Source organism: Marinicella litoralis, from assembly GCF_002591915.1.
Lineage (GTDB): Bacteria > Pseudomonadota > Gammaproteobacteria > Xanthomonadales > Marinicellaceae > Marinicella > Marinicella litoralis.
On record NZ_NIHB01000002.1, the window covers coordinates 358,111 to 383,927 of the forward strand.

The window sequence follows — 25,817 nt, forward strand, 5'->3', positions numbered from 1 at the left end:
GTAAAAACAACCGTTCTTGTCGCCTTTCACGCGGTTTCTTGAAAAATAAGGACAATGAAGCCTCATTATTTTAGGATGTGGTCAACTTTAAGCTGCAATGTCCTGCGGTTGCGAAATTCGTTAACCATCATTTGGTAACATAAATGGGTACTTTGTTGCTCTTCAGCAAATTGATTGGGGTGAAAACCAAAAGCGATCGCATCAATTTGTTTAATCAAATCTGGCGTTTGCAACACCAGCTTACAGTGGTTGTCACCTATCAAACGTTTACTTTTTATAACAAACCACCCATCAAACAACGGCTGATCAAATAACTGTCCCCAAGGACCAGCATCCTTCAGCATTTCAGCCATGCGTAAATTAAGGTCTTCGGTATCCACTGAGCCATCTGAATAGATGATCTGTTGCAGTGTATCTGCGCCCAGATGCTGTTTAACTGCAACACTGAAAGCCGTTTGAAATGTGTTTAGTTGGTCTTTGGGCAGGGTTAAACCGGCGGCCATGGCATGCCCACCAAATTTTGTGATCATGCCTGGTTGTTGTGCATCAATCTCAACCAACACATCACGAATATGCAATCCTGGAATACTTCTGGCTGAACCTTTGATAAAAATCGAATCATCATTTTCATTGGCAAAAGCAATCACCGGTCTGTGGGTATATTCTTTGACTTTCGAAGCCAACAAGCCGACCACCCCTTGGTGCCAATTTTCATGGTATAAACAAATCACTTCAGGCAAACTTGTTTTTTTCTTGAGTTCATCCACCACTGAGTCAGCAAAAATCTGCATGTCCTGTTGAATGCGTTTTCTTTGTTGGTTGATGTCATTCAGTTGTGCCGCCAACACCTTGGCCTCTGCATGGTCATCGGTTAGCAACAAATTAATCCCAATACTCATGTCTTCCAAGCGCCCTGCTGCATTCAGCCTGGGGGCAACATAAAAGGCCAATGAATTACTGTCCGCAGCACCCTGATCGACATTGGCCACTTCGAATAAGGCATTGATGCCTGGTACGCTGCGCTTGGCTTTGATCAACTGCAAACCGGCATCAACCATGATTCGGTTGTTACCATCCAAAGGCACCAAATCGGCCACCGTACCCAAGGCCACCAAATCAAATAAATGTGCCAAATTGGGGACTGGTTTTTGGTTGATTTCAAACCAATTCTGTGCCATCAATTGAGACCTCACAGCAGCCAACAAGTAAAATGCCACACCAACCCCAGCCAATGACTTACTGGGAAACTCATCGCCATGACAATTCGGGTTCACAATGGCATCAGCCGGTGGCAACGCTTCTGGCGGCAAATGGTGGTCGGTTACAATCACATCCATGCCCTTACTTTTGGCTTTGGCCACACCTTTGTATGATGAAATGCCGTTATCAACTGTAATCAACAATTCGGCTTTGATTTTCTCTAATTCATCAACCAATTCAACGGTCAAGCCATAACCATACTCAAAACGATTGGGTACCATGAAATTGATGAATGAAGCGCCCATTTGATGTAATCCGCGAATCATCAAAGCCGTGGATGTGGCACCATCAGCATCAAAATCTCCAACAATCACGATTTGTTTTTTTGCCGCGATGGCGTCAATGATGATTTTGGCTGCAACTTCAATGCCATTCAGCGCATCTGGACGACAGAGGTTTTTCAAGCGGTATTCAACTTCTGAGAATTCAGTAATCCCGCGTGCCAAATAAATGCGATGAATCAGGTGATGTAAATGGTCACCACCCAAAATGGGAGTATCAGGGACTTTCCTGCGCTGGAGTTTAGGCGTTGGCACTGAAAGGTCCCCTGGTTAATGATCAGATGTATTTAATTGATTCTATAAAATAGACCTTGTTGCCACCTGGTGCCAGCACTTCAATTTCATCGTCTTCACTTTTACCAATCATGGCTCGAGCAATCGGTGAACTGATGGAGATTTTACCTGCCTCAATGTCAGCCTCTGCATCGCCCACAATTTGATAAGTTACGTGGTCGCCGCTTTCCTCTTCTTCAAGTACCACTGTGGCCCCAAAAACCACCTTATCGCCCACATTCAAATTGGTCACGTCAATGACTTCAGCATTGGAAATAATGGATTCCAATTCTGCAATCCTGCCTTCGGTAAAGGATTGTTGTTCTCTGGCTGCATGGTATTCAGCGTTTTCCTTTAAGTCCCCATGAGCCCTGGCTTCTGCCACTGCATCAATGATTTTGGGGCGCTCTTCGGTTTTCAGTCTTTTAAGTTCTGCTTTTAATTTCTCTTCACCCGCTAAGGTAATTGGTGCTCTGTTCATTTTATCTTCCTCAATGTTTGTGTAACTCTTTCAATGAGTAAACTTCTTGTTTGTTGATGTAATCGTAGGCTGCAATGGTAGCAGCTGCGCCAGCAATGGTGGTGCTGTAATTGATGTTGTGTTTCAATGCTTCTTTTCTGATCGATGCAGAATCAGCAATGGCTTGTGCCCCTTCAGTGGTGTTGATAATAAAATCGATTTCTTTACTCTTTATTTTATCAACAATATGAGGCCGGCCTTCAATCACTTTGTTCACGCTTTCACAAAACAAACCTTCTTTGCGTAAAAGCTGACAAGTACCATGTGTGGCCACCAACTCAAAATTTAAAGCCCTAAGTTGTTTTGCCAATGGGATTAACTTTTCTTTATCAGCCTCTCGAACACTGACAAAAGCCTTGCCTTCTCTTGGCATGTGGACGCCTGCGCCCAATCGAGAAGAGGCCACAGCAGAGCCAAAAGATTTTCCACTGCCCATCACTTCGCCGGTAGAACGCATTTCTGGGCCTAAAATGGGATCAACCCCAGGAAACTTAACGAATGGGAAAACCGGTTCTTTGATTGAATAATGATCCAACTCCAACCTTTCTTCGATGTTCTGTTCTTTTAAGCTGATGCCTGCCATACATTTGGCTGCTATTTTAGCCAATGGCAAACCCGTGGCTTTTGACACAAAAGGCACCGTTCTAGAAGCCCTTGGGTTCACTTCCAAAATATAAATATCTTCACCTTGGATGGCAAATTGGGTATTCATCAAACCAATCACGTTCAATTCCTTGGCCATTAATTTACATTGTCTGGCCAACTCCAATTGCACCTCTTTGCTCAAGGTAAATGGTGGTATACAACAGGATGAATCACCTGAATGTACACCTGCTTGTTCAATGTGTTCCATGATGCCGCCAACCATCACATCCTGTCCATCACAGATGATGTCAACATCCACTTCAATGGCATGGTCTAAAAATCGATCCAACAACACAGGGGAGTCATTAGAAACCTGAACGGCTTCAGTCATGTATCGCATCAAGTCTTTTTGAGTGTGCACCACTTCCATGGCACGACCGCCCAAAACAAAAGAGGGACGAACAACCAAAGGAAAGCCTATTCGATCAGCCACGGCTTCGGCTTGATCTGGAGCAGTTACTGTGCCATTGGGTGGTTGTTTTAGGCCCAAGGTATCCAACATGGTTTTAAACTGTTCACGGTCTTCAGCTTTGGCAATGCATTCAGGTGATGAACCAATAATAGGCACCCCGGCGTTGGCCAGTTTTTCTGCCAAGTTCAATGGGGTTTGACCACCGTATTGCACAATCACCCCTTTGGGTTTTTCTACCTCAACAATGGCCAACACATCTTCCAAAGTCAAAGACTCAAAATACAATCGGTCTGAAGTGTCATAATCGGTAGAAACGGTTTCAGGGTTACAGTTAACCATTATGGTTTCAAACCCTTCTTCTTTCAAAGCCAAAGCAGCATGAACACAACAATAATCAAATTCAATGCCCTGCCCGATTCTGTTCGGCCCGCCACCCAAAATCATGATTTTGTCTTTGTCTGTAGGGTTAGACTCACATTCTTGTTCGTAGGTTGAGTAAAAGTAAGCCGTTGGTGCGTCAAATTCTGCAGCACACGAATCCACCCTTTTGTAAACGGGTTTGATGCCAAACTCCGTGCGTTTTTGACTGAATTGTTGTTCACTACAACCCAGCAATTCTGCCATTCTGGCATCAGAGAAACCTTCTCGTTTCAATTGTTTAATTTGTTTTTCATTCAGTTCATTCAATTGACTTTCTGCCAAAGCATTTTCGAGCTTCACCAACCGTTCTATGTGCGCAAGGAACCATAGGTCGATTTTAGAAATTTGGTGTACTTTTGCTAAATCGAAACCATGTCTGAATGCATCTGCCACATAAAAAATTCGTTCCGACGAGGGTTCTCTGATTTCTTTGATTAAATCAAAGCCATCATCTAAATCCTGCTGTGACACGATCGGGTCTAAGCCATTTTTACCCGTTTCCAAGCCACGCAAGGCTTTTTGAAATGATTCATTGAACGTTCGTCCAATCGCCATCACTTCGCCCACTGATTTCATTTGCGTACTTAAACGATCCACACTGTTGTTGAATTTTTCGAAGGCAAACCGAGGAATTTTCGTGACCACATAATCAATGGTCGGTTCAAATGAAGCCGGTGTAGCCCCACCGGTAATTTCATTTTGTAATTCATCCAAGGTGTATCCCACAGCCAATTTGGCCGCCACTTTAGCAATCGGAAAACCAGTGGCTTTTGATGCCAAAGCCGATGAACGCGATACCCTGGGATTCATTTCAATCACAATCATGCGACCATCCGCTGGATTAACTGAGAACTGGACATTTGAACCACCGGTTTCGACCCCAATTTTTCGTAACACCGCCAATGAGGCATCACGCATCACTTGGTATTCTTTGTCAGTCAAAGTTTGCGAAGGGGCCACGGTGATTGAATCTCCGGTATGTACACCCATTGGATCTAAGTTCTCAATAGAACAAATGATGATGCAATTATCGGCTTTATCGCGAACTACTTCCATTTCATACTCTTTCCAGCCCAGCAAAGACTCTTCTAATAAAACCTCGGTGGTCGGAGAAAGTTTTAAACCCTCTGCCGTGATGTCTTCAAATTCTTCCAAGTTGTATGCAATACCACCACCGGTACCACCCATGGTGAACGAGGGTCTGATGATCACTGGATAACCAATGTCTTTTTGTGCCACCCTGGCTTCGTCCATATTGTGTACGATGAATGAGCGAGCACATTCCAAGCCAATTTCTTCCATCGCCACCCTGAATTGCTCCCGATCTTCTGCCATATCAATGGCTTCCCTGGACGCACCAATCATTTCAACGCCATACTGTTCCAACACCCCTTGGCTGACTAAATCCAATGAACAATTCAGTGCCGTTTGACCACCCATGGTAGGTAACAATGCATCCGGCCGTTCTCTTTCAATGATGGAAGCCACTGTTTTCCAGTTGATGGGTTGAATATAGATGCTGTCTGCCGTTTCGGGATCGGTCATGATGGTGGCTGGATTTGAATTCACCAGAATGACTCGGTAACCTTCGTCTTTCAAAGCTTTACAAGCTTGAGTTCCAGAATAATCAAATTCACAAGCTTGTCCAATGACAATGGGGCCCGCACCCACGACCAAAATACTTTTGATGTCAGTTCTTTTACCCATTGTGTGACTCCTGCTTCATGGCTTGTATGAATGGTTCGAATATAATTTTTGCCTCATGCGGGCCTGGGCTGGCTTCAGGATGTCCTTGAAAGCCATAGGCATTGAGGTGTTTGTGTTTGATGCCTTGTATGCTGCCATCAAACAATGAACGGTGGGTGATTGATAAGGTCTCTGGCAAGTTTTCATCAGCCACCGCAAAGTTATGGTTTTGACTGGTAATCAATACCGTCTTGTTGTCACAATTTTCAACTGGGTGATTGGCACCATGGTGGCCAAATTTCATTTTCATGGTTTTGGCTCCCAAGGCCAATGCCATGATTTGATGACCCAAACAAATACCGAACAAAGGCACTTTGTTTTGCAAAAAAGCCTGACAAGCTGCAATGGCATAATCACAGGCCGCCGGATCACCGGGGCCATTGGATAAAAACACCCCATCTGGCTTCATCGCCATAACAGTTTCCGCACTTGTTTCAGCTGGAACCACAGTCAAATCACAACCCAAATCATCGAGGATTCTGAGGATGTTTCTTTTTACGCCGAAATCATAACAAACCACTTTGAATGTCTTCTCTTGGTTTTGCTTAAAACCAATCTGCTCCAATGAATAGGTGCCCTCTTCCCATTGGTAGCTTTGCTCACAACTGACTACTTTGGCCAAATCAAGTCCGGCCAAACCTGGGTAAGCCTGCGCTGATTTTAAGGCCTCATCCACATCAACTTCACCTGACATGATACAAGCACTCATCGAACCATGAACCCTCAGCTTATTGGTCAACGCGCGGGTGTCGACATCACTGATGGCGACCACATTGTGTTTGATCAAATAGCTCTGTAAGTTTTCTTCATTGCGAAAATTACTGGCTGTTTTGGCATAATCTCTCACAATCAGTCCCTTGGCATAGACATGGGCTGATTCATTATCAGCCGCATTGGTGCCGGTGTTGCCAATGTGTGGATAGGTTAAAGTCACCATTTGTTCGGCATAAGAGGGATCGGACAAGATTTCTTGGTACCCCGTCATGGCTGTATTGAATACAATTTCAGCCACTGACTTACCATCAATACCTATTGATAAACCGTGATAAATGGTGCCATCGGACAAAACCAAAACAGCTGGTTTCTGATGCTCGGAAGGAAATAAAATTTGATTTAATTTAGACACTTTTCTCAACTCTTTTGGGCGTAAAAAAAGCTGGATTGAACCAACTTTTTACTGTTATCGAATTGAAAGCAGATTTTAGCTTAAAAAACATATAAACACCACAACCCTTCATTGTTTTTTCATATAATTAAGTCATGCAAATTCATTTGGCCATATACCACCCACAACAAGCTGGCATTTTAAGTGCAGCCATCAGCCTAAAAGCTGAAAAAATCATCTTGTTGCACCGAGCGGAAGATGACACCGCTGGCATTGAATCAGTGATTCGATCCAGGGGCATTGCCTGCCAGTCGCAAGCTATCACTTTTGACACACAAGTGGCCAGAGAACAGTTTGCCAAGTTGATTGAAGACAACCAATCTGAAAACATCATTCTTAATGCTTCCAGTGGGTATCAGAAATTAATTTTATTGGGCTTTGAACAATTTTCAAATTATGGTTACCCGGTTTTTTTGGTTGATAAATTTACCGATGAATTGCATTGGCTCAACACCAAAAATACCCAGGAAGACTTGCATTTATCGCATCAACTGAAAATCAAAGAATATTTAAAGTCTTTCAACACCCAAGTTTTAGACCAAGGCCAAACCAATCCAGAGCCAGCCGCATCGAGAAACCTCACCCAATGGATCATTGACCACATTGGAACCCATGACGCCGCCATAAGTTCATTGAATTATATGGCCATGATGGCCAACAGCAACCACAGTTATGAACTCAACAATCATGACCACAAAAACCATGCTTTGATGTATTTGCTGGAACAATTTCAACAGGCCGATATGTTGAACCTCCGAGGGCGCAAATTAAAATTCGTCAATGACACCGCCCGCTTTTACTGTAATGGCGGCTGGTTAGAGAACCATGTTTTCGCTTTGATCTATGGCATGCGGGCAAAACGTCCACACATTGCTGATGTGAGTAGAGGCATGCAGATTGTGAGGAATCAAGGTCAAGTCAAAAATGAATTGGATGTGGTTGCCATGAGCCACAATCGCCTGCACATCATTGAATGCAAGACCAGGCGCTTTTCCAAAAGCAAGGAGGAAAAGTCAGCGGCCAGTTCAGCCATTTATCGCCTTGACACCATCAAAGCCATCACCGGTGGCTTATCGGGTCGTGCCATGTTAATCAGCTACCAACCTTTAAATAAATACACCCAATCACGGGCCAAAGATTTAGGTATCTATTGTTGTTCCCATCAACAGCTTAAACAATTGGAACGACACCTTTACAACTTTTTTGATAACAGCTAAGGAGACGCCATGCTCCAAGATATAATATGAATTTCAGAAGTGACAACGAAGCACCCGTTAATGCCAGCATTTTACAAGCGATGATTGAGGCCAATCAGGGCTTTGAAGAGTCTTATGGCTATGACACTTACAGTGAACGATTCACCGAACAGTGCCAACAATTGTTTGAAACATGGTGTGAGGTGTTACCCCTGTCCACCGGTACAGCAGCCAATTCAATTGCAATGGCATTGAGTTGCCCACCCTACGGAGCGATTTTGTGTCATGAGGATGCCCACCTCAACCGCGACGAATGTGGCGCCCCTGAATTTTATACGGCCGGCGCAAAAATAATATCCATTCCTGGGAAGCACGGCAAAATGGATGCCAATGACTTGGATCAATATTTAGCCAACACCGGTGTCCATGGAGAACACGAGTCGTTGCCCTGCACCATCAGTTTGACTCAATGTACCGAAGCTGGAACTGTTTACAGCTTGGATGAACTGCTTCAGTTCAAAAAAATCAAAGAGAAATATGGCTTGGCGCTTCACATGGACGGTGCCAGATTTGCCAATGCACTCGTAGCATTGGGCTGTACACCTGCCGAAATGACCTGGCAGTCTGGCATTGATATGCTTTCCTTTGGTGCCACAAAAAACGGTGCCATGATGGCCGAATCATTGATTGTGTTCAACACCCAATACATCAAAGAAATCAAAAGATTGAGAAAAAGATCTGGTCATTTAATCAGTAAAATGCGTTTTATCAGCGCACAACTACTGCGTTATATACAAGATGAGCTTTGGCTAAAATTGGCAGCTCATGCCAATCAACAAGCCCAGTATTTTTTCCAAAATACCCAACAAAAGATCACTTTCATACATCCAGTTGAAGCCAATGAGGTTTTTTGCCGACTGCCTGTTGAATTGATTGCATCACTCAGCGAACAGGGGTTTGAATTTCATGTATGGCCTGGTTTCAATGATGTGATTCGCTTGGTATTTTCCCATGCCACCGAACAATCAAGTACCGATAAGTTGGTACAAGCCATCATGCAACATGAATAAATTTAATGGGAATGGCCAACTGGATGCATGAATAAAGATTTGTTACTTTCTGTTGGCCTCAATGATTTTACAAAATGTCTCAAAATTCATTGGTTTATTGAAATAATACCCTTGGACCTCATCACAATCCTCATTCTGTATTAATTTAAGCTGTGATTCGTTTTCCACCCCTTCTGCCACTGTTCTGATGTTGAGGTTTTTTCCCATAGCGATCATGGTTTTTACCAATTCCAAGTCCCCTCGGTCGTCAACGATGTCATGAATAAAGGACTGGTCGATTTTTAACACATCGACTGGGAAGTTTTTAAGGTATGACAGAGAAGAATAACCAGTACCAAAATCATCAATGGCAATGGATATACCCATTGAAGACAATTTATTCAAGATAAAGCGGCTGTTCTCAACATTTTGTATCAAGGTTTGTTCAGTCAATTCCAACTCTAAATTTTGCGGTGGATAAGCGGTTTTGGTTAAAATCAATTTTAACTTGCTGATGAAATCCGGGTGCTCAAGCTGCCTGGCAGAAATATTGAACGACAATGACAAATGATTCCCTTGATCAAGCAACTTTTTAAATTGTACACAACTGGATTCAAACATTTTCCATGTTACTGGAATAATCAATGCCGTTTCTTCTAATATATCAATGAATTTTTCGGGTTTTATCACCGTCTCTTTGTTCGGTCGCCAACGCATCAAGGCTTCAGCACCCAACATACACTCATCTGACAATCGATAACGCGGCTGAAAATACATTTCAAACTCATTGTTTTCATGCGCAAGATGCAATCTAGAGATCAGTTCAATTCGGTCTTTGGCTTTTTGTTCAATCGCAGAATCATAAATGGCATACGTGTTTCTGCCATCTGCTTTGGCGCGGTACAAGGCTGCATCTGCATGAGAAAGCAATTCAATCACATTGTTGCCATGTTGCGGAAAGAACGCAACACCGACACTACCCGTTAATCGAATTTGATGCTCATCAATTTGGATTGGATACTCCAGTGATTTCAAAAACCTTTCCACCAAGTTGGTCAGATCATTTTTTTCTAACCTACCAGGTAAATAAACCACAAACTCATCACCACCCATTCGAGCAATCACATCATCATGCCTGAACACCCGATTGAATAAAACCGGTAACTTTTTAAGCATTTCATCACCAACTGCATGTCCTAAAGTGTCATTGATGTCTTTAAAATGATCCAAATCGATGAATAATATGGTGAAATTTTGCTTATTGGCCAAACCTAATTTAACTTTTCGCTCTATAAAGCCAGTGATGTAATGGCGGTTTGGCAGGTGTGTTAAGGTGTCATGATTGGCTAAGTATTCCAGTTCAAACTGTACTTTTTCAGTCTCACTGATTTGTTTACTGAGTTCCAACGATTGGTTTTTGGCTTTCAATCGTGACAACAGTGTCAGCAAAAACAGCAATGAAATGATGGTCCCTGTACCAATAATGAAATAAGACAAAGGTGATAAAATCATATCCGTTGAAGTTTCGGTTGGATAAACCCTGAATTCCCAGCCATTGTCATCACTGTCTAAACTCAAAACAAATGAATCATAATAAGGGATGGACTGAAGATCCTCTCCATTGCTATAAACAATTGAATCATTGGCTGTGGCTTCGGTATAGAAGCCGGTTAATTGTGGATCTCCCAAGACCTCATCAATAAACGCTTTGATATTTACTTCAATCACAAAATAACCATCAAAAATTTGATTGTGACCAATGGGTAAAAAGACATATATCCATTGGGCTCCATCAAACATATGAGCGCTGGTGAATTCCGGGATAAAACTCACTTTCACCGTGTCCAAGATTTCCTTGATTTCAGCTTCATTCAATAATTGAGCTATTTTATTGTTGTGATTGTAATTTTTCGACTCTCCCCATTGATACACTTTGTTCTTGTCTATCCACCAAATTGAAGACAGGCCTTTGATTCGGGCGATAAAGTCTCGTGCATCTGCACGCCAATTCTCTTCCGGGGTTGAGTTGTTATTGATCCACCTCTTAGTCATGCCATTGATTTCAGCAATAAGACTCCTGGTACTGTTTATGAGCTTCAAGTCAGTTTGTTTGACCTGACCGCTCAATATTTGAGAAAGGGCATTTTGCTGTAAATTACTTACATATTGTGAGATGAACAGTGAAGTCAGTAGGACAATCAATGAAATGGTGAACGCACCAATTTTTGACTCTTTTTTTATAGCCGGATCAATATAAGACAAAAACCACCCCCACTTTTTAAAACACCGTATTTAAATTCAATGCTTCATGCAAATTTAAAACTTTTATTATTATATGACGGCTAAATCGCCTTTCTCTTGCAACCATGACTTCCTTTCAGATGCTCTTTTTTTAGCCAACAGCATGTCCATAATACCATGGGTATTATCCCCTGCAGTAACAGATAATTGTAACAGCCTTCGGGTATCAGGTGCAATCGCACTCTCTCTCAGCTGCGATGGGTTCATTTCACCCAAGCCTTTAAAGCGAGTTACACTGACTTTACCTTTCAGCTTTTCCTTCTCAATTCTGTTTAATATTTGATCACGCTCGCTTTGATCTACTGCATAGAATTTTTGTTTACCTACGTCGATTCTAAATAAGGGCGGCATGGCCACAAAAATGTGTCCAGCTCGGACCACCGGTTCAAAATGCCGTAAAAACAAAGCACACAATAAAGTGGCAATGTGCAAGCCATCAGAGTCAGCATCCGCCAATATAATGATCTTGCCATAGCGCAAACCAGCTAAATCAGAACTGGCTGGATCAACTCCCATAGCAACAGCCAAATCATGAACTTCTTGCGAGGCCATCACTTGGGTAGATTCCACTTCCCATGAATTTAAAATTTTCCCTCGCAAAGGCATGATCGCTTGAAACTCTCGGTCTCTGGCTTGTTTGGCAGATCCTCCAGCTGAGTCCCCTTCCACCAGAAACAATTCACCTTGCATCGGATCTTGCGAGCTACAATCAGCCAATTTTCCAGGTAGCGCAGGTCCTGCTGTGACTTTCTTTCTAACCACTTGCTTGGCTTTGCGCATCCTGTTTTGTGCATTATTGATGGCCAATAAAGTGATTTGTTCGCCTTCGCTTACATTTTGATTCATCCACAAAATCATGGCGTCTTTGATGGTGTTGGCCACATAGGAAGCGATTGACCTTGATGACAAGCGCTCTTTGGTTTGTCCTGAAAACTGCGGGTCTTTCATTTTCGTTGATAAGACATAACACACACGATCCCACACATCATCAGGCGCAAGCTTTAATCCTCTGGGCAACAAATTATGACTGTCTGCAAAATCCCTGATCGCATCGGTTAACCCAGTACGCAATCCATTCACATGGGTACCACCTTGAGCCGTGGGGATCAAATTCACATAACTTTCAGTCACCAGCTCGCCCTGTGGGACCCAAGTTAAAGCCCAATCCATGGCAAATTCATCGTCATGTTGGGTACCGATAAAACCTTCCGCGGGAATGCGTTCTTCGGCTTCTATTTCGTCATTCAAATATTCTTGCAAGCCATCTTGAAACGCCCATGTTTCAGCACTGTCATCTAACATGTTTTTAAAATGGACGGTTAAACCTGAACACAACACCGCTTTGGCTTTCAATAAATGCTTGAGTTTCTTAACACCAATTTTGATGGTGTCAAAATACTCAGGTGCGGGGGTAAACTGAACCCTGGTACCAGTATTTCTTTGACCCACTTGACCTACCACGACCAATTCTGAAACTTTGATTCCATGTTCAAAAGCAATGTGGTGTTCATTACCATCTCGCTTAATCCAGACATCCAGCCTTTGACTCAATGCATTGACCACTGAGACACCGACCCCATGAAGACCACCAGAAAAAGTGTAGTTTTTGTTGGAGAACTTACCACCAGCATGTAGTTTTGAAAGTATCAATTCAACACCTGATACACCATGTTCACCATGTATATCAACTGGCATGCCCCGACCATCATCAGACACTTCGATGCTGCCATCTTGGTGTAATATGACTGTGATTTTACTGGCATGACCCTCCAGGGCTTCATCAACTGAATTATCAACCACTTCTTGAATCAAGTGATTGGGACGGGTGGTTTCCGTATACATGCCCGGTCTTCTTTTGACTGGGTCTAATCCTGAAAGGACTTCAATGTCTGATGATTGGTAGGTCTTTGTCATAGGGATTCAAATATTCCAATTATTTCCACTTAATTGAACAGCCCATTGATGGGAACTGTTCGGTTTTTATTGTGCCAGTAGCAACCATTTCTTTCATGGCTTCTACCAAATCTCGTCGCAAGTCTTGATGGTCATTCATTCCTGCCGCATCCAAACGACCCCGATATTGTATAACTCCATAGCGATCCAGACCAAATATATCTGGGGTACAGACTGCACCAAAAGCTTTGGCCACTTGTTGAGTTTCATCCAACAAATAGGGAAAGGGATAGCTGTACTTTTCCGACACCACTTTCATTTGTTCCAATGAATCTTCTGGGTTGTCCTCAGGATCATTGGACATGATGGCCACGGCATGAACACCCAATTTTTGCATAATAAGCACATCGGATACCAGTTTTGTTTGAATAGACTTTACATAGGGACAATGATTACAAATAAACATCACCACCAAGCCATTTTTGCCCATGGCTTTTTGTAATGACCATGGCTGACCATCCACATCCAACAAATTAAAGTCAGGGGCTATTTGTTGCTTAGATTTCGGTGTATATTTCAGTACCATCTTGATTAGTTTGATCCTTTTCAATCTTGAATATTTCAATGAATGCTTGGTATTGTGCACACAAACCTATCCCTGCTATGGTGATGGCAAAAAACAACACAATGACATTAATCATCACCTGACTGGCTGGGCCCATGACTGCCATAACAATTGATATGATTAAAGTCGCTAATATCATCACCCCAAAAAACAACAATATAAACAACAACCCCAATGCCACAAACGGTTTCCATGCCCGCAAAACACCAAGCACACTGAACTTAATCGCCTGATGTGGCAGGGTATGCTTGAACATAATCAATGCGGGAGCAAATGCCATGGCCAATGCCACCGGTAAATTGGTGACTAAATTGAGCATAGCGCGCAAAAAAGATTCTTTTCCTGACATATTTTGTACCATGGTTTCAGTCAGTTCTGCAGGCAAATTGAATGCTGCGAGCAATTGAAAGTGGACTTGTTGGAAAAATAAGCTGAGTAACATGGCATAAATGCCTAACACGAAATACAAATTAATCTGGGTTAAGATTTCTGCCCACAAAGAAGATACCGATGATTTTGATTCATTGTTCATGTGATGGCACAAGCCCATCATGACAACTGTGATTATGGGTGAAATGAAAACCATCAAAAAGCCAACAAAGGTGACCGATATATTTGCCGCCATCATCATCAAAACAGCCAAAATAAAACACAGCATATACCAGTAATTTTTAACCTGTTTAAACAGTTTTACACCGGCATCAAACCACAATCTACCGTCCTTCCAAGTAAAATTTTTAGCAGAAAATATCGGGGGGTTGGTTTGTTGATTCATACAGTTGGCTTATTCCGTGGTTGCAGTGGCTTCGCCATTGATGGCGGCTGCTAAGGCATACCAGCACAAAGTGGCGGATTTAATTCGTGATGGAAATTTTTTAACAGTGGCCAAAGTATTGACCGGCCCCAACTCTGGAAAAGAGTCAACCTGACCACTTTTATCCATCAGTTGTTTAAATAAGTCAAAGTGATGCTGCCATTGGGACACAGTCATTCCTTGAGAAAATTCAGTCATCATGGAAGCAGAAGCCATTGAGATGGCGCAACTTTCACCGGCATAATTGATTTGTTTCAGCAGACCCGCTTCGATGGTCAAATAGACATGCACCAAGTCACCACAGACGGCATTCAAGCCCTCGGCTTCATGGGTCCAAGTCTCTGGCTTTCCATAATTTCTGGGGTTTCTGTTGTGCTCTAGTATGGTTTCTTTGTAGAGTTTGTTTAAATCTGACATCCTACTCAAACATGGCTTTGGCTTTGAGCAGTGATTCTACCAGAACATCGGCTTCTTTTTCAGTATTATAAAAAGCAAATGAAGCCCGACAACTTCCGGCCAAGCCAAAGTACTGAAAGATCGGCATGGTGCAATGATGTCCCGTGCGAATAGCAACCCCATGATGATCAATGATGGTGCCAATGTCATGCGCATGGATGCCTTCAATCACAAAAGAAAACACTGGGGATTTATTTTGTGCCGTTCCTATCAAGCGCAAACCAGGAACTTTTAACAACGCCTGTTCTGCATACACCCTTAACGCTTGGTCCCTTTGAGCGATTTTATCCAGGCCCACAGACAGCATGAATTCTGCCGCTGCGCCCAAACCAATACCGCCCGCGATGTTGGGCGTACCTGCCTCAAACTTTGCCGGCACGGCATTGTAAATAGAGGATTCAAAGGTGACTTTGCTGATCATTTCGCCACCACCATGGTAAGGTGGCATGGCATTCAAATGCTCTGCTTTCCCATAAAGCACACCAGAACCCGTGGGACCATACATTTTATGACCGGAAACGGTATAAAAATCACAGTCTAAATCTTGTACATCCACTTTGATGTGAGGCATGGCTTGTGCGCCATCGACCAAAACAGGAACACCTTTGTCATGGGCCGCTTGAATCATGGTTTTAACAGGATTAATGGTTCCCAAAGCGTTGGACACATGAACCACTGACATAAATTTGGTTTTTTCATTCAGTAGTTGATCCAAATCATCCAACACCAATTCACCTTGGTCATTCATTGGAATGACTTTCAAAATGGCGCCCGTTTGTTCACACAGAATTTGCCATGGCACGATATTGGAATGGTGTTCCAAATGTGAAATCAATATTTCATCACCTGCTTTAACTCGATTGCGCACAAATGTTTGTGCCACCAAATTAACCCCTTCCGTACAACCTCGGACAAAAACCAAATCCTTGGCTGAAGGCGCATTGATCAGTTTTGCCAAAGATTCGCGAGCTTGTTCATACAGTTCGGTGGCCGATTCACTTAAACTGTGTACCCCACGATGTATGTTGGCATTGTTGTATAAATAGTAATTATTAATGGCATCTAGCACCACTTGCGGTCTTTGCGCAGTGGCTGCATTGTCTAAATAGACCAATGGTTTACCATGAACTTTTACCTGCAATCCTGGAAATTGTTCTCTCAACATACAACCGCCTCTTGTTCAAAGGATTCAATCATGATTTCTCGAGCCAACTCAACTTCAACACCGCGCGATTGTAAATAAAACAAAGCCGTCTCATCCAATGCACCAATGGTAGAACCATGGGCTGCCACCACTTCATCGGCATAAATTTCCAACACCGGCTTACTGAATATCTTGGCATCTGGTGACAATAAAATATTCTTTAAATCTTGTTCAATTTCAGAACCATCGGCACCAGGGGCCACCATGGCTTTGGCGTTATTAAATATTTGAGACTGGTCTTTGGCAATAGACCTATGGGTGACGTCTGATTGGTTGTTTTTTTGATAATGATTTACTTCAACTAAATCTGATATATTGTTGTTATCAATAGATTTGTTTACTGTACCAGAAACATATTTCGAACCAGAACCATTGAAATTAATGCGGTGCAAATGGTGTTGCAACCAACCACCATGGTGTTGATTCATGTTCAAAATTTCTACATTTTCAGCCACATCAAATTGATTAAAACTAACAAATTGTTCTGTCTGGCCAAGCCGCACATTTTGTTTGCGCTGCAAGATGGAACTGTTATTGATCTGATATAAATTGACTACATTGACTCGACCAGAGACAAAACGCTCTTCAATTTCCACTTGGCTGTCATCAGCCAAATTGATTTGATTCCTCACGTAACGCCAATTTTTTCGATCTGATAAATTGTATTCAATCACCACTTTGGGTGATTGACCCAAAGCAGATTGTGTCTTGGCTTGGGCATTGATTTTCACTGAAACGCCCGTACTGAATAAAACTGAATTGGCCAAATTAACCACAGTCTCCTGACTGAAATCAAGGTCCTGCCATTGTTGTGAATCCAAGCTTGTGATGGAATCTACACTCAACCAGTCCGGTAGTGTATTGAGCACTGCAAAACCACCATCATTTATTTGTATGACCACTTCATCTGATTGTTCAGCATCAAGGGCCTTGTCGACACGGCTGTCCGATTCAATCACTTGAGCCAATCGACTGGCTTCAGCATAACGCCAAGATTCAAGTTTTCTGTTGGGATCCTGCAAACGCAACAATTGTTTAGCTGCCACATCTCGCTTTTCTACCAACCACGCAGGTTCCTTGGTTTTTGACTGTAATTCAGTCGCTGCATCCAACCAATTATTTATCAAGCCAGCCATATCCATGCTCTTCCAATTCCAAGGCTAAATTCTTATCGCCTGATTTAACAATTTTGCCATCTGCCAATACATGCACAAAGTCCGGCTCGATATAATCCAACAAACGTTGGTAATGGGTAATGATGATGAACGAACGATCTGGTGAGCGCAACTGGTTAACGCCATCGGCCACAATTTTCAATGCATCAATATCCAAACCTGAGTCGGTTTCATCCAAGATGGCCAGCTTAGGTTCTAAAACACCCATCTGGAACACTTCATTGCGCTTCTTTTCACCACCAGAAAAACCTACATTCACTGGTCGCTTCAATAAATCATCGCGCATATTCATGTCTTTGATCTTTTGTTTAACCATGCGTAAAAACTGCGCTGAATCCATGGCCTCTTCACCACGGTATTTGCGTTGAGAATTCAAAGCGGTGCGTAAAAAATACATGTTATTCACGCCAGGAATTTCTACCGGATACTGAAAAGCCAAAAAGACACCTTCAGCCGCACGTTCTTCCGGAGCCAAACTCAACAAGTCTTTGCCCAAGAAATCAACCGACCCTCCTTGCGGTACAACACTGGGCATGCCAGCCAATAAGTTGCCTAAAGTACTTTTACCGGCTCCATTGGGGCCCATAATGGCATGTACTTCACCGGGTTTAACTTCTAAACTCAACCCTTTGAGAATTTCTTTTTCGCCAGCAGTGGCGAATACATTGTCAATTTTTAACATCAACCGATTGCTCCTTCTAATGAGATGTCCAACAAGGCTTTTGCTTCAACCGCAAACTCCATGGGTAATTCTTTAAATACTTGTTTACAAAATCCATCCACAATCAATGAAATGGCATCTTCTTCTGTGATGCCCCGCTGCAGACAATAATTCAATTGGTCTTCAGATATTTTTGATGTGGTGGCCTCATGTTCTAATTTGGCCGTCATGTTAGCTGATTCCGTATATGGGAAAGTGTGTGCACCACAGGATTTCCCAATCAGCAATGAATCACATTGAGTGAAGTTCCTGGCGTTATCCGCTTTCTTGGCCACCCGCACCATACCACGGTAGGTGTTTTGACTCTTGCCCACTGAAATTCCTTTTGAGATAACGGTACTTTTGGTGTTTTTACCCAGATGAATCATTTTTGTTCCGGTATCAGCCTGCTGGTAGTTGTTGGTCAAAGCCACTGAATAAAACTCACCACTGGAATTATCTCCCCGCAAAATACAACTGGGGTATTTCCAAGTAATCGCCGAACCGGTTTCAACTTGGGTCCATGAAATTTTAGAATTTTTACCCAAACAGCTGCCGCGTTTGGTGACAAAGTTATAAATACCACCCTTGCCGTCTTCATCACCCGGATACCAATTTTGTACCGTTGAATATTTAATTTTGGCATCATCCATGGCAATCAATTCGACCACCGCAGCATGCAGTTGGTTTTCATCACGCATGGGTGCCGTGCAACCTTCAAGGTAGCTGACTGATGCACCATCCTCTGCAACAATCAAAGTCCTTTCAAACTGTCCGGTGTTGATGGCATTGATTCTGAAATACGTCGATAACTCCATCGGACAACGAACGCCCTTAGGAATATAAACAAAGGAACCATCACTGAAAACCGCCGCATTCAAGGCTGCGAAATAATTATCTTGTGCAGGAACCACCGTACCTAAATACTTTTGCACCAACTCTGGGTGTTCTTGTACCGCTTCTGAAAAAGACGAAAAAATAACCCCAACTTTTTTCAGTTCGGCTTTAAAAGTAGTACCCACCGAAACAGAATCAAACACCACATCAACCGCTACGCCCGCCAAGCGCTCACGCTCGTGTAAAGGCACGCCTAATTTGTCATAGGTTTCAATTAATTTTGGATCAACATCGGCTAAAGATTTGGGTGCGTTTTCATTCACCGCATTGGGTGAAGAATAATAAGATATCGCTTGAAAATCGATTTCAGGCACTTTCAACTTGGCCCAGTTAGGCGTCTCCATGGTCAGCCATTTTCGATAGGCGTCAAGGCGATAGTCTAACAACCATTCAGGCTCATCTTTTTTACTTGAGATCAGGCGAATGGTGTCTTCGTCCAATCCAGGCGGAATGGTAAAAGCTTCAATGTCAGTGACAAAACCTTCTTTATACTTTTGATTCGCACGGGCTTTGACGACTGCATTTTCTTCGTTACTGCCTTTGATTTCCAAGTCTTGTTTCATGGTTTCAGTATTCATGGTTTTATGGTTTTATTTGCAAAGTGATTTTTTTCTTCTCATCCAAAATATCACTCACTGTGACACTTTGCAGGGCTTCCAATATCACTTGGTTAACTCTTTTCATGCCGGCACTCATATAACAACTTTGAGTCAAATGACAAGCATCATCATCTTCGGCACATTCAGTTAAAGACATGCCACCTTCCATAGCAACAATCACCTCATTGAGTGAAATGTCTTGTTTGCGCTTAATTAAAAAGTAGCCTCCGGTGGACCCACGCTTGGAATCCAACAAACCGGCTCTTTTTAATTGTTTAAGTATTTTGCTGACCGTCGGGGTTTCAAGCCCCGTCACACTGGCCAAAAAATCAGCTGATGCCGGCAAATCAGACTTTTTCAAAGCCATGATGACCATAAAGGCATATTCTGTTAATTTGGACATCTTAATCATGGCGTGGATTATAACATTAAATAGGACTGATTTAGTACCTTATTGCGCGGTTTAACCAACCTCATATGCATACACAACAATCTAATGACTGGTCAAAATTCAAATGATTGTCAAAAACATGCCCAAACACTGATAAAAATAATGATTGTTTTTGCTAAAAACCCAGCACACTAAGGTTCAATATATTAAAAGTTTGAAAAGGCAAATGTTTTGAGTAAAGAGTATTTTGCGAAGAAAAGTCTCAAAATGGCCAGAACACAGCAAGCAAGAACCGCTTATACATTTTTCCATGAAAGTGGCACTCGCTGTCTATTCAATCAACCAGAACCACCTTTTGATCTGATATTTGAAGATGGTTTTGATTGAATACAGCCAATCAACAATCATTGAATTCATTTACCTTTGACTTGGGTTCAATTGCAATATCCATCATGGCCAATGATGCGTTTATAGGTGTTAGTTTTTGTTGTCAAACATTTCATCGGCCATTTCACGTGAAAGCTTTTGAATTTTTGGCATCACATCCATCATGATCGGTTGAATTTGCTGAAATGATTCAGCCATCGCATCAGGTAATTTCTTGACCATAGATTGCCCGACATCAGATTGGTAAAAATCCACCATGCCTTGTAGCTCAGACTGGGTAAAATGCTTGGTGTAGATAGCAATGGTGGGTTCCTTGAATTTTTGCCAGCCCATTTCTGTTTTCATCAAATCACTGATTTTTTGCATGTATTTTTCTTTGATCGCCAATTGCGCCTCAGAAAAACCAGCATCATTTGAAAATGAATCAGTCAATTGATTTACTTGATTGTAGATGCCATCCATCATTGATTCTGTATCCATCAACGCCACCAGTTTTTCAGCCAAAACCCTTTTCTGCTCAATATTTTCAGCATCAGCAACATCACCAAGCATGAATACCAACAATAAAACAAACCAATTCATTCGCATAACTTCACTCAGATTCAATATTAATTGATTTTAAGTTTAACTTATATTGGACGACTTTGAGCCATTCATTAATCTCAGGCTATCCTTTCACCTACCGTCATCAGTGGCCTGTCGGCTTCAATCACCGATTTAATTGCGTTCATCTTTGATTCAAGCCTGATCGAAAGTAAACATAACCTTCACTCTTTAATCACCGCTGTTTTAACAGATTTTAAGATGAACAGGCTTTGTAATATCGCGACCAAAAATGCAGTTAAAAAGGTCATCTTGAACGAATCAAACCAGAAAATCCAATAACCTGGATACAGATAAATGGATTGGGTTTGTTGGATTTGCTCGATATTTTCTTTGATTGTCTCATCAAATTCATTTTCATCGAATGCAGCCATTTCTGCTGTTTCAGCATTATTCGTATCAACCACTCCGACCCAAGCAGCCCACTCTTCATCATTTACATCAACTTGATTTGCAAATGTTATGGCTTCATTGGTAGACACTCGCATGCTCCACTCAGTTGTAATGGCTGATATCACAGCTGACAACAGTATCGCCGCCAGAAATACTTTAGTTAGTTTCAAACTCATGGACTCCTTTATTTTAATAATGAACAATCTTCAACGCCATTATTTTAGCCCATTAAGCAAACCGCTGCCATGCTATATAATCTTGACCACATGGCTTGTTAAGCCATGCTGTGATTGTTATAATCTATATGACATTTCCTCACAGGCCTGAAGCATGACAAAAACCCTCAATTTAGCTGGCTTAATGATATTAATTCTATGCAGCAGTTCAATTCATGCTGGCCAATACAACCAAATCATCAACATTGGTGACGCTTTACCCGCATTCACCCAACTACCCGGCATTGATGGCAATCAATTGTCATCAACTGACATCAAAGAAGACGTGCTGGTGCTGGTAATTCTGGCCAACCATTGCCCGTGGGTCAAAGGCATGGACCAAGACTTGGTGCAATTGGTTGATTCATTCAAAGAGCAAAGTGTCAAGGTGGTTGCTTTTGGCGTCAACCTTCGAGAAGACGACCGTTTAGCAGCCATGAAGGTACATGCAGAAAAAAACGGCTATAACTTCAGCTATGTGTTTGATGAATCACAACAATTGGGACGCTCATTGGGCGCCACCAGAACCCCTGAATATTTTGTTTTCAATCAAGACCGTAAATTAACCTATATGGGGCTGTTGTACAATTCGCCCGCCAAGATGAATGCCGATGGCAGCATTCGGCACATCAATGGTGAAGTGAGTGAACATTATGTCAGTGATGCCATCAAAGCCACACTGGCTGGAAATCCAGTGGCCGTCCCAGAAACCCGAGCACACGGCTGCAGTGTTAAATATGAATAAATTCATTATGCTGACAGGACTGATTGTGTTGATGTGCTCAATTCAGTCAAGCAAAGCTGATAATGCAGTGGCTTTACAATATGTAGATTATGAGCAGTGGACAACTCAACTGGCTCAATACCCTGATAAAATTGTGGTGGTTGATTTCTGGGCCACTTGGTGCAGCTCATGTTTGGAGCGATTCCCACACATGGTTACAATGAATAAAAATTTTCAAAACAAAGGCATACAATTTGTTTCGATGTTACTGGAAGATCCGCAAGAACCTGAAGCCATTGAAAGGGCCGAGCGTTTTTTAAACAAACAATTCACTACAGAACCCAACTCAGGGTTTGATCATTATTTCATGACTGAAAACCTGATGATTTCATTTGAAAAATTGGACTTAATTGGAATACCTGCTGTATTTATTTACGACCGCCAAGGCCAGTTAGCCCATCGCTTAACCGGCGACAATCCCAACAATCAATTCAGCGAACAAGACATTGAAAATGCCTTGAATCAAATGCTCAGCAACGGCCAATAATAAACCAATCACTGATTTTTTATGACCACACAGGGATAAACTGTCACAAATACTTTCAGATCCAGCTTTTTTTTCAGCAAATCCACATGTTCTTGCCATAATGCCGTTATAATCGCGACCTTTTTGCACCACAAGCAGTTTTATTATGATAACCACAGCCAACATCACCATGCAATTCGGTTCCAAACCTTTGTTTGAGAACATTTCTATCAAATTCGGCAACGGCAACCGTTATGGTTTAATCGGCGCCAATGGCTGTGGAAAATCCACATTCATGAAAATTTTAACCGGTGAACTGACACCAACATCAGGCAATGTTGGCTATGACCCCGATGAACGCATTGGTGTTTTGGGTCAGGACCAATATGCTTTTGAAGAATACTCAGTGATTGATACGGTGATTATGGGGCACAAAGAATTATGGGCCATCAAAGCCGAACGTGATCGCATTTATGCGCTGCCAGAAATGTCCGATGAAGAAGGCATGCTGGTAGGTGAGCTAGAAAATACCTTTGCCGAAATGGACGGTTATTCAGCTGAAGCGCGTGCCGGTGAATTATTACTCGGTTTGGAAATTGCGGAAGACTTGCATTTTGGTCCCATGTCAGAAGTGGCACCAGGCTGGAAATTGCGGGTCCTATTGGCCCAAGCTTTATTTGCTGATCCAGATTTCTTGTTACTCGATGAGCCGACCAATAACTTGGACATCAACACCATTCGCTGGCTGGAAGACACTTTGAAAGCCAGAAAATCAACCATGATCATCATTTCGCATGACCGTCACTTTTTAAATTCAGTCTGTACCCACATGGCCGATTTGGATTACGGTGAAATGCGCATGTTCCCTGGTAATTATGATGAATACATGACGGCTGCAACCCAAGCACGTGAGTTGAAGTATGCAGAAAATGCCAAGAAGAAAGTTCAAATAGCTGAGCTACAAAGCTTTGTCAGTCGCTTTTCAGCCAATGCATCGAAGGCCAAGCAAGCCACTTCCAGACAAAAACAATTGGATAAAATTCAACTGGAACATATTAAGCCGTCTTCTCGAGTCAGTCCTTATATTGTATTTGAACAAGGTAAAAAATTATTCAGAAACGCAATCAACATCACTGGCTTAAGCAAGTCTTTTGACGATTTAACCTTATTCAAAGATGTGGACTTGTTGCTTGAAGTGGGTGAACGTGTGGCCATCATTGGGGCCAATGGTGTCGGTAAAACCACATTCCTCAATTGCATCACCAACACCATTCCAGCAGACAGCGGTGAGATCAAATGGTCAGAAAATGTTGAGATTGCCTATTTCAAGCAAGACAATTTAGGCGCTTTCAAACAAGACATGACTGTGTTCAATTGGATGGAACAATTCAAGAAGAAAACCGATGACGAACAGGCCATTCGATCGGTACTGGGTCGCATGTTGTTTTCAAAAGAAGACTCTAATAAAAAAATCAGTGTGTTATCAGGTGGCGAAAAAGGCCGCATGATGTTTGGTAAACTGATGCTAGAAAAACCCAATGTCATCATAATGGATGAGCCAACCAATCATTTGGACATGGAATCGATTGAATCTTTGAATCTGGCATTGGAAAATTATGACGGCACCTTGATCTTTGTCTCACACGATCGTCAATTCGTATCATCCATCGCCACTCGAGTGATGGAAATCAAACCCGATGATGTGGTTGATTTCCGTGGCACTTACCAAGAGTATTTGGAACGACAAGGCATCAAAGGCCAATAAAGACAAGACAAGTCAAATAAAGACTGCCAATTCATCCCATGAATTGGCAGTCAATCCCATCCAGCATCATATGAATCACCAACCCCAATCCAATCAAGCGGGTTTTAGGATAAAAGACCAACAATACATACAAGACAGTCATGACAGGATGGTGCATGGGATGAAAACCTATACTACAACGGTTGGGGTCATAAATAGGATTGGCCAACAAATGATCCAAATCAACCAGCATGGTCAGCAACATGATCAACCAAGCTGTGAACCACTTTCGTCGATAAAACATCAACGCGAGCAACAAAGGAATGATGAAATGCAAAGACAGGTGAAGCATCAATCAGATTTCTAAAGTGCGTTCGCTTGATGTAACAACAGGACCCATTGGTTTAAATTCATTTATAAATCAATTTTTCAATCAAACGGGCTTTAAAAGGCTGCCACTGCCCATCGGCTTGTGCCAATCGATCGGCCAAAGCCCACATCACCGCAGGATGATGACCATACCCTAAATGACTACAGACCACTTCAATGTTTTGGGTGAGTTCACTGTCTTGCTCAACACAACATTGCCAAGCCGTAATGCCATCAGATTTTGAATAAAATGAAGTGCTCGGCACAGGAGGTGGGGTGGGCATGTTTTTCAGTAATTTAGGACACATGTCGGTCAGTTTATAACCACTGGTTTTTTCAAATATTTTGGTCGCATGGTTGGCGCGCTGGTTGTTACAAAAAGGACTGCCCATGCTGACCACTTGGCGCACCAATGCTGGCTGTTGTCGTGCCAATTCTCTGGCATAAATACCGCCCAATGACCAACCAATCAAGGTGACTTTTTCACCGTGCTTTTGGTGAATGTCTTTCAGTCGTTGAATGATGGCAGGACCACAGCCTGTGATGGGATCACTGTGACGACCCATATTGCGCCCCAGTTTCCATCCATAAGGTTTGTAATTTCTGCTTTTTAAAAAGGTTCGCAACAATTTAGTCGAAAAATCAGAAGCCAAAAAGCCTGGTAACACCAAAACTGGATGACCATCCCCTTTGGGTGTGGTTTGTAGCAAAGGATAACTGAATGCAAATGAGCCCGCTTCAAAAAATGTGCGCATTTCTAGAGCCATTTTAAAAATCGATGGGCGGTGTAAATGTTGGCTCGAACGAGTGATTTCTGAAGATTGATTCATGGGC

At 42.4% G+C, this 25,817-nt stretch carries 24 protein-coding genes; 6 read left to right on the forward strand and 18 right to left on the reverse strand.

Annotated features, from left to right (window positions below; translation table 11 throughout):
* Window positions 1–65: 65 nt before the first annotated feature.
* Genes recJ through carA form a run of 4 tightly spaced genes read right to left on the reverse strand, consistent with a single transcriptional unit; the run spans window position 66 to window position 6,683 of the window.
* Window positions 66–1,796: a single-stranded-DNA-specific exonuclease RecJ gene (gene recJ, locus CCS90_RS08010; RefSeq protein ID WP_099019024.1), complete on the reverse strand. Its 1,731-nt coding sequence runs from the start codon at window positions 1,794–1,796 to the stop codon at window positions 66–68.
* A 22-nt stretch (window positions 1,797–1,818) separates the two neighbouring features.
* On the reverse strand, window positions 1,819–2,295 hold the full coding sequence (gene greA, locus CCS90_RS08015) for a transcription elongation factor GreA (protein ID WP_099019025.1): 477 nt from the start codon (window positions 2,293–2,295) through the stop codon (window positions 1,819–1,821).
* A gap of 10 nt (window positions 2,296–2,305) precedes the next feature.
* The gene (gene carB / locus CCS90_RS08020) at window positions 2,306–5,518 is read right to left on the reverse strand and encodes a carbamoyl-phosphate synthase large subunit (protein ID WP_099019026.1); all 3,213 of its coding nucleotides are present in this window, start codon (window positions 5,516–5,518) and stop codon (window positions 2,306–2,308) included.
* Window positions 5,511–6,683, reverse strand: coding sequence for a glutamine-hydrolyzing carbamoyl-phosphate synthase small subunit (gene carA / locus CCS90_RS08025; RefSeq protein WP_246026996.1), 1,173 nt, complete (start codon window positions 6,681–6,683; stop codon window positions 5,511–5,513). Before carA ends, carB begins: the two co-directional genes overlap by 8 nt.
* A 134-nt stretch (window positions 6,684–6,817) precedes the next feature.
* Here carA and CCS90_RS08030 point away from each other — a divergent pair, with 134 nt between their 5' ends.
* The gene (locus CCS90_RS08030) at window positions 6,818–7,939 is read left to right on the forward strand and encodes a Card1-like endonuclease domain-containing protein (RefSeq protein WP_099019027.1); all 1,122 of its coding nucleotides are present in this window, start codon (window positions 6,818–6,820) and stop codon (window positions 7,937–7,939) included.
* A 26-nt stretch (window positions 7,940–7,965) separates the two neighbouring features.
* The gene (locus tag CCS90_RS08035) at window positions 7,966–8,988 is read left to right on the forward strand and encodes a threonine aldolase family protein (protein ID WP_099019028.1); all 1,023 of its coding nucleotides are present in this window, start codon (window positions 7,966–7,968) and stop codon (window positions 8,986–8,988) included.
* Between the two features lie 42 nt (window positions 8,989–9,030).
* On the opposite strand, the gene CCS90_RS08040 is transcribed toward CCS90_RS08035, so the two are convergent.
* From CCS90_RS08040 to CCS90_RS08085, 10 genes are all read right to left on the reverse strand, one after another.
* The gene (locus CCS90_RS08040; protein ID WP_099019029.1) at window positions 9,031–11,229 is read right to left on the reverse strand and encodes a putative bifunctional diguanylate cyclase/phosphodiesterase; all 2,199 of its coding nucleotides are present in this window, start codon (window positions 11,227–11,229) and stop codon (window positions 9,031–9,033) included.
* A 69-nt stretch (window positions 11,230–11,298) separates the two neighbouring features.
* On the reverse strand, window positions 11,299–13,182 hold the full coding sequence (gene parE, locus CCS90_RS08045; RefSeq protein WP_099019030.1) for a DNA topoisomerase IV subunit B: 1,884 nt from the start codon (window positions 13,180–13,182) through the stop codon (window positions 11,299–11,301).
* 19 nt (window positions 13,183–13,201) lie between these two features.
* Window positions 13,202–13,747 (reverse strand): thioredoxin family protein, encoded by a 546-nt coding sequence (locus tag CCS90_RS08050; RefSeq protein ID WP_099019031.1) that lies wholly within the window; start codon window positions 13,745–13,747, stop codon window positions 13,202–13,204.
* Window positions 13,719–14,561 (reverse strand): BPSS1780 family membrane protein, encoded by an 843-nt coding sequence (locus CCS90_RS08055; RefSeq protein ID WP_099019032.1) that lies wholly within the window; start codon window positions 14,559–14,561, stop codon window positions 13,719–13,721. The genes CCS90_RS08050 and CCS90_RS08055 overlap by 29 nt, the downstream gene beginning before the upstream one ends.
* Before the next feature lie 9 nt (window positions 14,562–14,570).
* Window positions 14,571–15,017, reverse strand: coding sequence for a Fe-S cluster assembly sulfur transfer protein SufU (sufU, locus tag CCS90_RS08060; protein ID WP_099019033.1), 447 nt, complete (start codon window positions 15,015–15,017; stop codon window positions 14,571–14,573).
* 1 nt (window position 15,018) lies between these two features.
* Window positions 15,019–16,221 (reverse strand): aminotransferase class V-fold PLP-dependent enzyme, encoded by a 1,203-nt coding sequence (locus CCS90_RS08065; protein WP_099019034.1) that lies wholly within the window; start codon window positions 16,219–16,221, stop codon window positions 15,019–15,021.
* Window positions 16,215–17,396 carry a SufD family Fe-S cluster assembly protein gene (locus CCS90_RS15210; protein WP_162846755.1) on the reverse strand — a complete coding sequence of 394 codons (1,182 nt, stop codon included), beginning with the start codon at window positions 17,394–17,396 and terminating at the stop codon, window positions 16,215–16,217. The genes CCS90_RS08065 and CCS90_RS15210 overlap by 7 nt, the downstream gene beginning before the upstream one ends.
* Complete coding sequence (gene sufC / locus CCS90_RS08075) at window positions 17,377–18,117, reverse strand: Fe-S cluster assembly ATPase SufC (protein ID WP_099019036.1); 741 nt, start codon at window positions 18,115–18,117, stop codon at window positions 17,377–17,379. Before sufC ends, CCS90_RS15210 begins: the two co-directional genes overlap by 20 nt.
* Window positions 18,117–19,610, reverse strand: coding sequence for a Fe-S cluster assembly protein SufB (gene sufB, locus CCS90_RS08080; RefSeq protein ID WP_246026997.1), 1,494 nt, complete (start codon window positions 19,608–19,610; stop codon window positions 18,117–18,119). Before sufB ends, sufC begins: the two co-directional genes overlap by 1 nt.
* A 4-nt stretch (window positions 19,611–19,614) precedes the next feature.
* A complete protein-coding gene (locus tag CCS90_RS08085) occupies window positions 19,615–20,034 on the reverse strand; it encodes an SUF system Fe-S cluster assembly regulator (protein WP_162846756.1) in 420 nt (139 codons plus the stop codon).
* Between the two features lie 219 nt (window positions 20,035–20,253).
* Between CCS90_RS08085 and CCS90_RS14935 the strand changes: the two genes are divergently transcribed.
* On the forward strand, window positions 20,254–20,409 hold the full coding sequence (locus tag CCS90_RS14935; protein WP_162846757.1) for a hypothetical protein: 156 nt from the start codon (window positions 20,254–20,256) through the stop codon (window positions 20,407–20,409).
* Window positions 20,410–20,499: 90 nt separating this feature from the next.
* Here the strand turns inward: CCS90_RS14935 and CCS90_RS08090 are convergent, their stop codons facing one another.
* Both CCS90_RS08090 and CCS90_RS08095 read right to left on the reverse strand, forming a co-directional pair.
* The gene (locus CCS90_RS08090; RefSeq protein WP_162846758.1) at window positions 20,500–20,991 is read right to left on the reverse strand and encodes a DUF2059 domain-containing protein; all 492 of its coding nucleotides are present in this window, start codon (window positions 20,989–20,991) and stop codon (window positions 20,500–20,502) included.
* Window positions 20,992–21,176: 185 nt separating this feature from the next.
* Window positions 21,177–21,581: a hypothetical protein gene (locus CCS90_RS08095; RefSeq protein WP_099019039.1), complete on the reverse strand. Its 405-nt coding sequence runs from the start codon at window positions 21,579–21,581 to the stop codon at window positions 21,177–21,179.
* Between the two features lie 154 nt (window positions 21,582–21,735).
* Here CCS90_RS08095 and CCS90_RS08100 point away from each other — a divergent pair, with 154 nt between their 5' ends.
* From CCS90_RS08100 to CCS90_RS08110, 3 genes are all read left to right on the forward strand, one after another.
* Window positions 21,736–22,365, forward strand: a complete 630-nt coding sequence (locus CCS90_RS08100) for a redoxin family protein (protein WP_099019040.1) — start codon at window positions 21,736–21,738, stop codon at window positions 22,363–22,365.
* The gene (locus CCS90_RS08105; protein WP_162846759.1) at window positions 22,358–22,891 is read left to right on the forward strand and encodes a TlpA family protein disulfide reductase; all 534 of its coding nucleotides are present in this window, start codon (window positions 22,358–22,360) and stop codon (window positions 22,889–22,891) included. Before CCS90_RS08100 ends, CCS90_RS08105 begins: the two co-directional genes overlap by 8 nt.
* Before the next feature lie 145 nt (window positions 22,892–23,036).
* Window positions 23,037–24,635 carry an ABC-F family ATPase gene (locus tag CCS90_RS08110; protein WP_099019042.1) on the forward strand — a complete coding sequence of 533 codons (1,599 nt, stop codon included), beginning with the start codon at window positions 23,037–23,039 and terminating at the stop codon, window positions 24,633–24,635.
* 31 nt (window positions 24,636–24,666) lie between these two features.
* Here CCS90_RS08110 and CCS90_RS08115 read toward each other — a convergent pair whose 3' ends face one another.
* Together CCS90_RS08115 and CCS90_RS08120 are read right to left on the reverse strand one after the other, a co-directional pair.
* A complete protein-coding gene (locus CCS90_RS08115) occupies window positions 24,667–24,966 on the reverse strand; it encodes a DUF6122 family protein (RefSeq protein ID WP_099019043.1) in 300 nt (99 codons plus the stop codon).
* 58 nt (window positions 24,967–25,024) lie between these two features.
* Window positions 25,025–25,813: an esterase/lipase family protein gene (locus CCS90_RS08120; protein ID WP_211336988.1), complete on the reverse strand. Its 789-nt coding sequence runs from the start codon at window positions 25,811–25,813 to the stop codon at window positions 25,025–25,027.
* Between the last annotated feature and the right edge of the window lie 4 nt (window positions 25,814–25,817).